The 12,223-nt window shown below is 67.6% G+C and carries 14 protein-coding genes; 12 read left to right on the top strand and 2 right to left on the bottom strand.

Annotation, left to right across the window (positions count from 1 at the left end; genetic code table 11):
* The first annotated feature begins 374 nt into the window (after positions 1-374).
* From TSO221_RS33835 to TSO221_RS33880, 10 genes are all read left to right on the top strand, one after another.
* Positions 375-839, top strand: a complete 465-nt coding sequence (locus TSO221_RS33835) for a GNAT family N-acetyltransferase (RefSeq protein ID WP_109122851.1) — start codon at positions 375-377, stop codon at positions 837-839.
* Positions 840-841: 2 nt separating this feature from the next.
* Positions 842-1,297: an Rrf2 family transcriptional regulator gene (locus TSO221_RS33840; protein WP_109122852.1), complete on the top strand. Its 456-nt coding sequence runs from the start codon at positions 842-844 to the stop codon at positions 1,295-1,297.
* A gap of 249 nt (positions 1,298-1,546) precedes the next feature.
* Positions 1,547-2,611 (top strand): 6-hydroxycyclohex-1-ene-1-carbonyl-CoA dehydrogenase, encoded by a 1,065-nt coding sequence (gene had, locus TSO221_RS33845; protein WP_247878394.1) that lies wholly within the window; start codon positions 1,547-1,549, stop codon positions 2,609-2,611.
* 15 nt (positions 2,612-2,626) lie between these two features.
* Positions 2,627-3,733: a 6-oxocyclohex-1-ene-1-carbonyl-CoA hydratase gene (gene oah, locus TSO221_RS33850; protein WP_109122854.1), complete on the top strand. Its 1,107-nt coding sequence runs from the start codon at positions 2,627-2,629 to the stop codon at positions 3,731-3,733.
* Positions 3,733-4,503, top strand: a complete 771-nt coding sequence (locus TSO221_RS33855) for a cyclohexa-1,5-dienecarbonyl-CoA hydratase (RefSeq protein WP_109122855.1) — start codon at positions 3,733-3,735, stop codon at positions 4,501-4,503. Before oah ends, TSO221_RS33855 begins: the two co-directional genes overlap by 1 nt.
* Positions 4,503-5,684, top strand: a complete 1,182-nt coding sequence (gene bcrC, locus TSO221_RS33860) for a benzoyl-CoA reductase subunit C (RefSeq protein WP_109122856.1) — start codon at positions 4,503-4,505, stop codon at positions 5,682-5,684. The genes TSO221_RS33855 and bcrC overlap by 1 nt, the downstream gene beginning before the upstream one ends.
* Positions 5,681-6,967, top strand: coding sequence for a benzoyl-CoA reductase subunit B (gene bcrB / locus TSO221_RS33865; RefSeq protein ID WP_109122857.1), 1,287 nt, complete (start codon positions 5,681-5,683; stop codon positions 6,965-6,967). The genes bcrC and bcrB overlap by 4 nt, the downstream gene beginning before the upstream one ends.
* Positions 6,968-6,989: 22 nt before the next feature.
* On the top strand, positions 6,990-8,297 hold the full coding sequence (gene bcrA / locus TSO221_RS33870; protein WP_109122858.1) for a benzoyl-CoA reductase subunit A: 1,308 nt from the start codon (positions 6,990-6,992) through the stop codon (positions 8,295-8,297).
* Positions 8,298-8,314: 17 nt separating this feature from the next.
* A complete protein-coding gene (gene bcrD / locus TSO221_RS33875; protein ID WP_109122859.1) occupies positions 8,315-9,157 on the top strand; it encodes a benzoyl-CoA reductase subunit D in 843 nt (280 codons plus the stop codon).
* 11 nt (positions 9,158-9,168) lie between these two features.
* On the top strand, positions 9,169-9,414 hold the full coding sequence (locus TSO221_RS33880; protein ID WP_109122860.1) for a YfhL family 4Fe-4S dicluster ferredoxin: 246 nt from the start codon (positions 9,169-9,171) through the stop codon (positions 9,412-9,414).
* Positions 9,415-9,553: 139 nt separating this feature from the next.
* Here the strand turns inward: TSO221_RS33880 and TSO221_RS33885 are convergent, their stop codons facing one another.
* Positions 9,554-10,435 carry a GNAT family N-acetyltransferase gene (locus TSO221_RS33885; protein WP_109122861.1) on the bottom strand — a complete coding sequence of 294 codons (882 nt, stop codon included), beginning with the start codon at positions 10,433-10,435 and terminating at the stop codon, positions 9,554-9,556.
* 222 nt (positions 10,436-10,657) lie between these two features.
* On the opposite strand from TSO221_RS33885, the gene fabG reads away from it, so the two are divergent.
* Positions 10,658-11,389 (top strand): 3-oxoacyl-ACP reductase FabG, encoded by a 732-nt coding sequence (gene fabG / locus TSO221_RS33890; protein ID WP_109122862.1) that lies wholly within the window; start codon positions 10,658-10,660, stop codon positions 11,387-11,389.
* A 79-nt stretch (positions 11,390-11,468) separates the two neighbouring features.
* Here the strand turns inward: fabG and TSO221_RS36935 are convergent, their stop codons facing one another.
* Positions 11,469-11,591 carry a hypothetical protein gene (locus TSO221_RS36935; RefSeq protein WP_282187869.1) on the bottom strand — a complete coding sequence of 41 codons (123 nt, stop codon included), beginning with the start codon at positions 11,589-11,591 and terminating at the stop codon, positions 11,469-11,471.
* A gap of 73 nt (positions 11,592-11,664) precedes the next feature.
* Here TSO221_RS36935 and TSO221_RS33895 point away from each other — a divergent pair.
* Positions 11,665-12,223, top strand: a 559-nt coding sequence (locus TSO221_RS33895; protein WP_146208997.1) for an ABC transporter substrate-binding protein, incomplete at its 3' end; no start/stop codon positions are given.

A 12,223-nucleotide genomic window follows, 5' to 3' on the forward strand; every position in this document is an offset into this window, starting at 1 on the left:
ACCACCCCACGCTCGCCGCCGCGTCGAGCAGCATCTGGCCGGCCGTCATGACGCCGGCACCGCCACTGCCTACAAAGGCTATGGTGGCCGAATCTCTGGACATGGGCTATTCCCTTCCAAGCGCCCTTCGCCGTCGGAATCATCGCGCGGTGATTCCGATCGCCGTATTGACGCAAATTGGTACCAGTATACGTATTTATGCGAAGCACTCAAGGGCCTTCGTCAAGGGGCGGGCCTGGGGCCACGGCGGCGGCGAGCCGATCGCCGTTGCCGGAACGGGGTGTGTCCACTATGTATGGTGTACTCGGATGAGGAATTTCCCTATACCACGCGGCTCCCGTCCCCTTAGCGTGATCGTCGACAGGAGTGCAGACATGCCGCCCCGGAACGCCGCAGCCGCCGAAGCGACGCTGAGCACCCGTCCGGCCGAGCCGTCCGACCTGCCGGTGGTGATCGCTCTTGACGCCGAGATCACCGGGCTCGCCAAGGAGCAGTACTGGAAAGAGCAGTACGAGTGGTATGGCAGGAAGCGCCTGGACCGCTTCTTCATCATCGCGGAAAGCGACGGCACGCCGGTCGGCTTCATCGTCGGGGAGATCCGCGCCTGGGAGTTCGGCTCGTCTCCCAGCGGCTGGATCTTCGCGGTCAACGTGAAGCCGGACGCCCGGCTGCAGGGGGTGGCGTCGCTTCTGGTCGACACCATCTGCGCGTGCTTCCGTCTGGCGGGCGTGAGCACGGTGCGCACGATGGTGCGCAAGGACCAGACGCTGCTGACGTCCTTCTTCCGCAGCCAGGGCATGCGGGCGGGGCCCTTCATCGAACTCGAAAAGAGCCTCTGACGATGAGACTGCAGGTAGCCACGCGCTTGGCGCTGTACGCCATCCTCGAACTGGCGTCCGATCCGGACCGGCAGTTCTCGGCGACCGAGATCGCCGACCGCTTCGGGATCTCGGTCAACCACCTGTCCAAGGTGCTGCGCTCGCTGGGTCGGGCCGGTCTGGTCGAGGCGGTGCGGGGAGCCGGCGGCGGCTACCGCTTCGTCGGCAACGCCAAGCGCATCACGCTCCTGGACCTCATCCGACTGTTCGAAGACGTCGACTCGTCCGGTGAGGGCGGGCGCGAGGCGGCGGACGCGACGCCCGAGGGCCGGGTTCTGGGCAGCGTCCTGGAAGAGATCGAGGACATCACCCGGGTGACGCTCAGTTCCATCTCCGTGGCGACCATGCTGAAGCTGATCGCGGCGGAGCGGCACCCGCAGCGGAAACCCGAGGGAGTCGTCCCGCTTTTCGGCGGCTGACCTCTTATCGAACACCATAGGGTCGTTCCTGGCGAATGCTGGCCGCGCGGCGGTGCGGCCGGCATTCGGCATGCCCTCCCGGACCCTGCAAGCGATGGTTGGAAAGGCTGATGATCGCAGGAGCGAAAAATGCGCTTGACCGTAAATAGGTAAATCGGTACTTCTATGCGTAATTGATGCGGGCAAGCCCGCGGCCCGCCCGGGACGGGGCGCGGCCCCACAAGGAACCCGAACACGGAGGAGACGAGCGTGTCGCCGCATCGTTGGGTGATGACAGCCGCGGGCGAACCGATGGCGCAGGTTCCGATGGATCCCGTTCCGGGACCGGGCGAGGTGGTGGTCCAGGTCGCCGGATGCGGCGTCTGCCACACCGACCTCGGCTATTATTACGACAGCGTGCGCACCAACCAGCCGCTGCCGCTGGCGCTCGGGCACGAGATCTCCGGCCGGGTAACGCGGGCGGGGGCCGGGGTCGAATCCTGGCTGGGCAAGGCGGTGATCGTCCCGGCGGTGATGCCCTGCGGCGAGTGCGACCTGTGCAAACGCGGCAAGGGGACGATCTGCCCGAACCAGAAGATGCCCGGCAACGACATCCAGGGCGGCTTCGCCAGCCACGTCGTGGTGCCGGCCCGCGGCCTGTGCCCGGTGGACGAGGCGCGGCTCGCCGCGGCGGGGCTGGAACTGGCCGACGTCTCGGTGGTCGCCGACGCGGTGACCACGCCCTATCAGGCGGTGCTGCAGGCGGGCGTGGCGCCTGGCCAGCTCGCCATCGTCATCGGCGTCGGCGGCGTCGGCACCCACTGCGTGCAGGTGGCCGCCGCCTTCGGCGCCACGGTGGTGGCGCTCGACGTCGATCAGGAGAAGCTGGAGGCGGTCGCCGGCTACGGCGCGGCGCGGACCCTCAACGTCCGCGAGTTCGACCCGCGCGCGCTGAAGAAGGAGATTGGCGCCTTCGCCAAGAGCCAGGGCCTGAGCCAGCGTGAGTGGGTGATCTTCGAGTGCTCGGGCACCGGCGCCGGGCAGACCACCGCCTACAACCTGCTGGTCCACGGCGCCACGCTGTGCGTCGTCGGCTTCACCATGGACAAGGTCGAGGTGCGGCTGTCGAACCTCATGGCCTTCCACGCCCGGGCGCTCGGCAACTGGGGTTGCCCGCCGGAGCTGTACCCCGCCGCGCTCGACCTCGTGCTCGACGGCAAGATCAAGCTGGCGCCGTTCATCGAGCGCCACCCGCTCAACGACATCAACCACGTCTTCCACGAGGCCCACGCGCGCCGGCTCAAGCGCCGCGCCATCCTCGTGCCGGCGGCGTAACGGGAGGAGACACCGATGAAGAACCACGACCTCGCCGCCTGCGAGTACAACGGCCCGGCACCAAGCGTGCTGTTCGAGAAGCGCCCGGCCCGCCGCCCGGACGGCAGCGTCGCGCCCGGCCTGTTCAACGCCTGGATCACGCTGAACAACCCGTCGCAGTTCAACAGCTACACCACCGAGATGGTGAAGGCGGTGATCCTCGCCTTCCGCGAGGCGTCGAACGCCCGCGACGTGGTGTGCGTGGTGTTCACCGGCGCCGGCGACAAGGCCTTCTGCACCGGCGGCAACACCAAGGAGTACGCCGAGTACTACGCCGGCAACCCGCAGGAATACCGGCAGTACATGCGGCTGTTCAACGACATGGTCTCGGCCATCCTGGGCTGCGACAAGCCGGTGGTCTGCCGCGTCAACGGCATGCGCATCGGCGGCGGGCAGGAGATCGGCATGGCCTGCGACTTCACCGTCGCGCAGGACATGGCCCGCTTCGGCCAGGCCGGCCCGAAGCACGGCTCCGCCCCGATCGGCGGCGCCACCGACTTCCTCCCCGTCCTGGTCGGCAACGAGCGCGCCATGGAATCGGGCGTGCTGTGCGAGCCCTGGTCGGCGCACCGCGCCTACCGCGAGGGCATGATCACCGGCATCGTCCCGGCGCTGAAGGTGGACGGCGCCTGGGTCGCCAATCCGCTGGTGTGGACCGACCGCTGGCTCGACGGGTACGGCCGGATCGTTCACGGCGAGGCCAAGACCGGCGACGCGCTGTCCGAGGGCAAGGCGCTGATGAAGCGCGGCACGGTGGACCTGTCGCTGCTCGACGAGACGGTCGAGGCGCTGTGCTCCAAGCTGCTGCTGACCTTCCCCGACTGCACCACCAAGACCATCGAGGAGCTGCGCAAGCCGAAGCTGGAGGCGTGGAACGCCAACAAGGAGAACTCGCGCGCCTGGCTGGCCCTCAACATGATGACCGAGGCGCGCGCCGGCTTCCGCGCCTTCAATGAGGGCACCAAGGAGGACCGCGAGATCGACTTCGTGGCGCTCCGTCAGGCGCTGGCCGCCGCCGCGCCGTGGACGCCGGAGCTGACCGAGAGCCTGATGCCGGCGGCGCGCGCGAAGGAGCCCGCGTGATGACCGGCTCCCCCCTCCAGGTCTGGCGGGAGCGCGACGGCCGCCTGCTGCGGCTGCGCCTCGCCCGGCCAAAGGCCAACATCGTCGATGCGGCGATGATCGCCGCCCTCGACGCGGCGCTGGCGGAGGCGCAGGGCGAGGCGCCGGTTCGTGCCGTGCTGCTCGACCACGAGGGGCCGCACTTCAGCTTCGGCGCCAGCGTGCAGGAGCATCTGCCCGAGAGCTTCAAGGGCATGCTGGCGGCGCTGCACCAGCTGGTCCTGCGCATGGTCGCCTACCCGGTGCCGATCCTGGTGTCCATCAAGGGCCAGTGCCTGGGCGGTGGGCTGGAGGTGGCGGCGAGCGGCCACCTGCTGTTCGCCTCGCCCGACGCGAAATTCGGCCAGCCGGAGATCGTGCTGGGCGTCTTCGCCCCCGCCGCCTCCTGCCTGCTGCCGGAGCGCATGGGCCGCGCGCTGGCCGAGGACCTGCTGTTCTCCGGCCGCAGCATCGACGCCGCGGAGGCCGCACGCAGCGGCCTGCTCAACGCGGTGGCGGACGACCCGGAGGCGGCGGCGCTGGCGTGGTTCGACGCGCACGTCGTCAAGCATTCGGCCTCGTCGCTGCGCTTCGCGGTGGCGGCGAGCCGGCAGGACATGGTGGAGCGGGTGCGCAGCAAGCTCGCCCACGCCGAGACAATCTACATCGACGGCCTGATGTCGACGCGCGACGCCGTGGAAGGACTCACGGCGTTCCTCGACAAGCGGGCCGCCCACTGGGAGGACCGTTGATGCCCGCAACCCCGAACAGCACCGCGGCGATCGTGCAGCGCTGCCAGGACCTTTTCGACGACCTCGACTTCACCGCCGCGCGCGCCTGGAAGGACGCCGCCCCTGGCCGCAAGGTCGTCGGCTACATGCCGGTTTACGTCCCGCGCGAGCTGATCCACGCCGCCAACATGCTGCCGCTCGGCATCCTCGGCGGCGGCGAGAACATGGAGGTCATCCACGGCGACGCCTACTACCAGAGCTACATCTGCCGCATCCCGCGCTCGACGCTGGAGCTGGGCATCACCGGCAAGCTGGATTTCGCCGACGGCATGCTGTTCCCGTTCGTCTGCGACGTCATCCGCAACCTGTCGGGCATGTGGAAGCTGCTGTTCCCGAAGGTCTACACACGGTTCTTCGACACGCCGCAGAACTACAAGGACGAGGTCGGCGGCAACTACTACATCGAGGAGTTGCGGGAACTCCGCGAGGGGCTGGAGGAGCTGGGCGGCGCCCGGATCACCGACGAGGCGCTGCGCGCCTCCATCGAGGTCTACAACGAGAACCGCCGGCTGGTCCGCGAGGTCTACGCGTTCCGCGCCGCCACGCCGTGGAAGGCCCCTTCGTCGGAGGTCTACCTGCTGATGCGGGCGGGCAACGTGCTGCCGGTCGAGGAGCACACGCAGCTGATGAAGGACTACCTCGCCGCCGTGAAGGCCGAGGACCGGCCGATGCGCGACAATTGCCGGGTCGTGCTGAACGGCGCCTTCTGCGAGCAGCCGCCGCTCAACCTCATCAAGTCCATCGAGATGGCCGGCTGCTACATCGTCGACGACGACTTCATGCTGGTGAACCGCTGGCTGCTGGACGATGTGCCGGCGGACGGCGACCCGCTCGCCAACCTGGCGTCCGCCTTCCTGCACCGCTCGGCCGAGACCTCGGCCAAGTTCCAGCCGGACGAGGGGGAGAAGGGCAAGTACCTGATCCAGTCGGTGCGCGAGAAGGGCGCCGAGGGCGTGATCTTCGCCGCCCCCAGCTTCTGCGATCCGGCGCTGCTCGAGCGGCCGATGCTGCAGGCCAAGCTGAAGGCGCACGGCATCCCGTACATCTCCTTCAAGTACGCCGAGAACTCCGGGCAGATGCAGCCCATCCGTGAACAGGCCGGCACCTTTGCCGACTCCATCAAGCTGTGGAGCGCCGCATGAGCACGCAAGACGTCATCAAAGAAGCCTCGATGCTGAAGCAGAAGGAGATGATCGCCAACAACTACGATCTTCTCACCAGCACCAGGGGCCACGGCCGCAAGGTGGCCTCCACCTTCGTTCCCGGCAACCTCAACGAGTTGATCATGTGCTTCGACATGCTCAACAACCTGCCGGAGATCAACGCCATCCAGAACGGGATGAAGAAGCTCTCGGGCGGCTACATCACCGAGGCCGAGAAGGGCGGCCATTCCGAGGACGTCTGCACCTACGTCAAGGCCGACCTCGGCATGATGAAGCGCGGCAACCTCGCCCCCAACGGCAAGCCGCTGCCCGACCCCGACCTGCTGCTGCTGAGCTACACCGGCTGCTTCACCTTCATGAAGTGGTTCGAGCTGCTGCGCGCCGAGTACAACTGCCCGACCGTCATGCTGCATGTCCCCTACCAGGGCGACGGCAAGACGACGCAGAACATGCGCGACTACATCGTCAAGCAGCTCAAGGAGGACGTCATCCCGACCCTGGAAAAGGTGTCGGGCGTGAAGTTCGACATCGACCGCCTGCGCGAGAACCTGCGCCGCTCGGCCAAGGCCGAGGACGATCTGGTGTGGGTGCTGGAGACGGCGAAGAACAAGCCGACGCCGATCGACGCCTACTTCGGCGGCGTCTACTACATCGGCCCGATCTTCACCGCCTTCCGCGGCACCGACGACGCGGTCGAGTACTACCGCCTGCTGCGCGCCGAGATCGAGGAGCGCATGCGCCAGGGCCTGGGGCCGCTGACGCCGGAAGGCGAGATGAAGGAGCAGAAGTACCGGCTGGTGGTCGAGGGGCCGCCCAACTGGACCAGCTTCCGCGACTTCTGGAAGATGTTCTACGACGAGGGCGCGGTGGTGGTGGCCTCCACCTACACCAAGGTCGGCGGCATGTACGACCTCGGCTTCCGCCACGACCCGGACCATCCGCTGGAGAGCCTCGCCGACTACTGCCTGGGCTGCTACACCAACCGCAACCTGCCGCAGCGCGTCGATCTGCTCGAGAAGTACATCAACGAGTACGAGGCCGACGGCCTGCTGATCAACTCGATCAAGAGCTGCAACAGCTTCTCCGCCGGCCAGCTGCTGATGATGCGCGAGATCGAGAAGCGCACCGGCAAGCCCGGCGCCTTCATCGAGACCGATCTGGTGGACCCGCGCTACTTCTCGGCGGCGAACGTCAAGAACCGCCTGGAAAGCTACTTCCAGATGATCGACCAGAAGCGCCGCGCGCTGGCTTCGGCCGCGTGATGCAGGGGGAAGGAAACGCACCATGAAGTGCTTCATCGGCATCGACCTCGGCTCCACGACCACCAAGGCGGTGGTCATGGACGAGACCTGCGCGGTGCTCGGCCGCGGCATCACCAACTCGCGCTCCAACTACGACACGGCGGCCGCGGTCTCCAAGCAGGAGGCGCTGATCGACACGCGCTTCACGCTGTTCCGCCGCGGGCTGTCGGACGTCTCCGGCCTGTCCGGCAAGGTGGACGGGTTCCTCGCCGACCTGGAGCGGCACTTCCGCCGCGTGCAGTTCGTCGAGCAGCTCAACGACCTGGAGGAGACCTGCGTGCGCAACACCGCGGGTCCGCGCTTCCACGGTCGCGAGACGGCGATCCACGAGACGCTGGCGCACGTCTTCGCCAAGCTGCGTCAGGAATCCTTCGAGATCTTCGCGCCGGGCGCCAAGCGCCGCTCCGACTTCTTCCGCGACATCGCCGGCTCGCGCTTCATGACGGTGGCGACCGAGGCGTGCAAGGAGGCCGGGCTGTCCTTCGACCTCGTGCTCAACGTCTACGACAAGTCGATCATCGAGGTGGAGAACCGGCCGCCCGGCGGCGCCATGGAGGCGAAGTTCCTCGCGGCGCTGGACAGCACGCTGACCGACGGCGCCGGCGTCGATGCCGAGGCGGTGCGCAAGCCGGTGAGCGCGGCGCTGGGGATCCCGCTGGAGGAGACCTACGTGGTCGGCACCGGCTACGGCCGCGTCCGCCTGCCGTTCCCCAAGGAGCACATCCGCTCGGAGATCCTGTGCCACGGGCTGGGTGCGCACATCATGTACAACGACACGCGCACCGTGCTCGACATCGGCGGCCAGGACACCAAGGCGATCCAGGTGGACCCCAGCGGCATCGTCGAGAACTTCCAGATGAACGACCGCTGCGCCGCGGGCTGCGGGCGCTACCTCGGCTACATCGCCGACGAGATGAACATGGGCCTGCACGAGCTGGGGCCGCTGGCGATGAAGTCGACCCGCTCGGTGCGCATCAACTCGACCTGCACGGTGTTCGCCGGGGCCGAGCTGCGCGACCGGCTGGCGCTCGGCGAGAAGCGCGAGGACATCCTGGCCGGCCTGCACCGCGCCATCATCCTGCGCGCCATGTCGATCATCTCGCGCTCGGGCGGCATCCGCGACCAGTTCACCTTCACCGGCGGCGTCGCCAAGAACGAGGCGGCGGTGCGCGAGCTGAAGAAGCTGATCAAGGAGAACTACGGCGACGTCACCATCAACATCGATCCGGACTCCATCTACACCGGCGCGCTGGGAGGGGCGGCCTTCGCCCAGCGGGCGGTGATGAACTGACAGGGGAGGAGACACCCATGACCATCACCGCAGGCATCGACATCGGCACCGGCTGCGTCAAGTCCGTGCTGTTCCAGTCGCAGGACGGCAAGACCGTCTGGCTCGGCCGCTCGCTGGAGCGCATCCGCCAGCGCGACCCCTACCAGCTCGCCGAGGAGTGCTACGACAACCTGCTCAGGGAGGCCGGGTTGAAGCGCTCCGACGTCGCCTACGTGGCGACGACGGGGGAGGGCGAGAACCTCGACTTCCACACCGGCCACTTCTACTCGATGACCACGCACGCCCGCGGCGCCATCTACCTGGAGCCGCAGGCCCGCGCCGCGCTGGACATCGGCGCCCTGCACGGCCGCGCCATCGCGGTGGACGAGCGCGGCAAGGTGCTGTCCTACCGCATGACCAGCCAGTGCGCGTCCGGCTCCGGCCAGTTCCTGGAGAACATCGCCCGCTATCTCGGCATCGCCCAGGACGAGATCGGCACGCTGTCCCAGCAGGCCGACGATCCGGAGAAGGTGTCCTCGATCTGCGCCGTGCTGGCGGAGACCGACGTCATCAACATGGTGTCGCGCGGTATCTCGGCGGCCAACATCCTCAAGGGCATCCACGTGTCGATGGCGGTGCGCCTCGCCAAGCTCCTAAAGGCGGTGGGTGCCGTGGACGGCGTGGTGCTGATGACCGGCGGTCTGGCGCTCGACGCCGGCCTGGTGGCGGCGCTACGCGAGGCGATGGTGACCGAGAAGATCAACCTCGACGTCCGGGCGCACGAGGACTCGATCTTCGCCGGCGCCATCGGTGCGGCGCTGTGGGGCGCCTTCCGCCACGAGAAGCTGTATGGCCGGCAGACGCTGGCGCTCGCCAGCTAGGGAGACCGACGATGGCCCTGTTGATCACCAACGACTGCATCTCCTGCGACGCCTGCGTGGCGGTGTGCCCGAACCAGGCGATCGCCCAGGGATCCTCGGTCTACCGGGTGGACCCGGAGCTGTGCACCGAGTGCGTCGGCGCCGAGGACGAGCCGCAGTGCCGCACCGTTTGTCCCGTCGAGTGCATCATCGACGATCCGGACCGTCGCGAGAGCCGCGACGCACTGCAGGCGAAGTACCAGCGCCTGCATTCCTGATGCGCTGAGCGTCCCCCGACAGACACTGGCCTTGCCGCCCCCTCCGCCCCATGTGGGCGGAGGGGTTTCTTCTGTGTGGCGACCGAACGGGGACCACCTCCCCTGGCGTGGCGACGCCAGGGGAGGTGGGGACGCGGCTTCACGCCGGGTCCAACGGCTTCGTGAAGCTGAGGCGTTGCGCCATGGTGAAGCCGTTGCGCTCGAGGAAGCGCAGCAAGGCGAAGTCGTTCCAGGCGACGTCGGTGATGATGCGCTCCACGTGCAGCGAGCGCAGATTGGTCAGCAGCTGCGACAGCAGAGCCTGGCCGACGTGCCGCGAGCGGTTGGCCGGATCGACGCCGATGGTGTCCATCACCGCGACCGGCTCGGTGCGCCCGAACTCGCCGAAATCGACGCGGGCCATGACGAAGCCGACCGGGGTGCCGTCCGCCTCCGCCACCAGCGACACCCGCACGCCGGAGTGCTTGAGCACCTCGTTGGCCTTGCGGGCGTAGTAGGCGCTGCGATCCTGACCGGTGATGTGGCGGTCGATTCGTACCAGCGCTGCCAGATCGTCCTCGGCCATGGAGCGGATGGCCACGCGGTCGCGCGCCAGCAATCCATCCTCGCCCTCCTCCTCGATCGGCGCGCCGACGCTGCGGTCGAGCAGCAGGCGCGGGGCGAGGCGGAAACCGGTTGCCGCGAAGAAGCCGATCAGGCTGTGCTCCGTCCAGTTGGCCTCGGTGCGCACGGCGGTCACGCCACGGCCGGCGAGGGTCTGCTCGAGCCCGCCCAGCAGGCGCTGGCCGATGCCCGAGCCCCGGGCCGTCGGATCGACGCCGATGGCGTCCAGCACGCCGACCGGCGCGGTGACGCCGAACTCGCCTGTCAGCAGATGAGCCAGCACGAAGCCCAGCACCTTGCCGTCCTGCTCGGCGGCCAGCCCGACGAAATCCTGTGGCGTGCCGGCGGAGGTGGCGAAGCGCTTCTCATAGAAGCCGCGCCGCCCGCGCCCGGTGACCGCCTTGTCGATTTCCACCATGCGCTCAAAATCCGCTGCGCCAAGCAATCGGATGTTCGGTCGTTCATGCATAGTTATTTCATCCTTTTTCAAGTTGTCGAGTTGGTTGGCGTTCAACAGAAACGCCAAATTTCAAAATAAAATAAAGGATATCATGGAATATTCATTCGAATTTCATTGATAAAATCTGGAGGATGTGTTTCCATTATGAGAATATGGAAGCGAAATGGCCTGGAGGTAGTCATGGGTGTGGATTGTTATCGCTTTGGCGGTCGGGTGGCGGTCGTCACCGGCGGTGCGCGCGGAATCGGTCGCGGCATCGCCGAAGCGCTGCGCCGGGCCGGCGCCGACGTGCACGTCTTCGACCGTGCAGCGCCGTCGGGCGAGGTGGGGGCGGCGGAAGACGGCCTGACCTTCCACGAGGTGGACATCGCCGATTCCGCCAGCGTCGCCGCGGCCGCGGCGCGGCTGCCGAAGCCGCCGGTTCTGCTGGTGAACAACGCCGGCATCACCCGCGACCGCAGTCTTCTGAAGATGAGCGACGAGGAGTGGCGCTCGGTGCTCGACGTCAACCTGACCGGCGCCTTCACCGTGCTGCGCGCGTTGGCGCCGGGCATGGTCGAGGCGGGTTACGGACGTATCGTCAACGTGGTGTCGATCAACGGGCTGCGCGGCAAGTTTGGGCAGGCGAACTACGCCGCCTCCAAGGCCGGGCTGATCGGCCTGACCAAGACGGCGGCGCGCGAGCTGGGGCCGAAGGGGGTGACCGTCAACGCGGTGGCGCCGGGCATGGTGCTGACCGAGATGACGCTCGCGCTCGCCCCCGAGGTCCGACAGAAGGCGCTCGACGAGGCGGTGCTGACCCGCCTGCCGGAGGTGGCGGACATCGCGGCGGCCGTGCTGTTTCTGCTGTCCGACGCCGCGCGCTGTGTCACCGGCGAGGTGATTCGCGTCGATTCCGGCCAGTACATCTGAGTGGGATGCCGGGTGGAACGGGGACGCTCCCCCACCGGGGAGCGTGACGGGGAAGGCCGTCTGCCCAAGCGCCTCGTTATCAACCGAATTCGCCGCTGATGCCATGGCCGGGAAGGCTCCGCGAGGAAGGGCTGCGGACCTCGATCATCGGCTCGGCAACCCCAATAAACGCATTGTGGTACTTGTTTACTTGTTTGTCCATGTGTATCATCCACCCACCTGCCGCACTTGCCCTGCCGTCCGCAAAAGGCATCAGGATATAAGGAGGACGCCGCGTGTCCGTTGCTCCGTTGATCGTGAATCGTCGCCAGTTCCTCGCAACCTCGGCTGCCGGTCTGGCGGTCGCCGGGCTGCCGCGCATCGCCATCGGCGCGCCGGCGCGCATCAAGGTCGGCCTGATGCTGCCGTACAGCGGCAGCTACTCGCTGCTTGGCAACAACATCACCGACGGCTTCAAGCTGCGGCTGGCCGAACTGGGCGAGAAGCTCGGCGGAGTCGAGGTGGAGTTCGCCCGGGTGGACGACGAGTCGGCACCACCCAAGGCCAAGGACAACGCCGCCAAGCTGATCGTCAAGGACAAGGTGGACGTGCTGGTCGGCACCGTGCATTCCGGCGTCGCCGAGGCGATGGTGCAGGTGGCGAAGGAGGAAGGCACGCTGACCATCGTGCCGAACGCCGGCTCCAACCGCATCACCCGCGAGCTGTGCGCGGCCAACGTCTTCCGCACCTCCTTCTCCAACTGGCAGGCCAATTTCCCCTGCGGCGACGTGGTGCTGAAGGACGGGCATCGCAAGGTCGTGCTGATCTCCTGGAACTACGCCGCCGGCAAGGAGA

It is taken from the genome of Azospirillum sp. TSO22-1 (assembly GCF_003116015.1).
In the GTDB taxonomy this organism is placed as follows: domain Bacteria; phylum Pseudomonadota; class Alphaproteobacteria; order Azospirillales; family Azospirillaceae; genus Azospirillum.

Coding starts and splice junctions, on each gene's coding strand:
- TSO221_RS33835 (WP_109122851.1), top strand. CDS start 375: ATGCCGCCCCGGAACGCCGCAGCCGCCGAAGCGACGCTGAGCACCCGT.
- TSO221_RS33840 (WP_109122852.1), top strand. CDS start 842: ATGAGACTGCAGGTAGCCACGCGCTTGGCGCTGTACGCCATCCTCGAA.
- oah (WP_109122854.1), top strand. CDS start 2,627: ATGAAGAACCACGACCTCGCCGCCTGCGAGTACAACGGCCCGGCACCA.
- TSO221_RS33855 (WP_109122855.1), top strand. CDS start 3,733: ATGACCGGCTCCCCCCTCCAGGTCTGGCGGGAGCGCGACGGCCGCCTG.
- bcrC (WP_109122856.1), top strand. CDS start 4,503: ATGCCCGCAACCCCGAACAGCACCGCGGCGATCGTGCAGCGCTGCCAG.
- bcrB (WP_109122857.1), top strand. CDS start 5,681: ATGAGCACGCAAGACGTCATCAAAGAAGCCTCGATGCTGAAGCAGAAG.
- bcrA (WP_109122858.1), top strand. CDS start 6,990: ATGAAGTGCTTCATCGGCATCGACCTCGGCTCCACGACCACCAAGGCG.
- bcrD (WP_109122859.1), top strand. CDS start 8,315: ATGACCATCACCGCAGGCATCGACATCGGCACCGGCTGCGTCAAGTCC.
- TSO221_RS33880 (WP_109122860.1), top strand. CDS start 9,169: ATGGCCCTGTTGATCACCAACGACTGCATCTCCTGCGACGCCTGCGTG.
- TSO221_RS33885 (WP_109122861.1), bottom strand. CDS start 10,435: ATGGTGGAAATCGACAAGGCGGTCACCGGGCGCGGGCGGCGCGGCTTC.
- fabG (WP_109122862.1), top strand. CDS start 10,658: ATGGGTGTGGATTGTTATCGCTTTGGCGGTCGGGTGGCGGTCGTCACC.
- TSO221_RS36935 (WP_282187869.1), bottom strand. CDS start 11,591: ATGGACAAACAAGTAAACAAGTACCACAATGCGTTTATTGGGGTTGCC.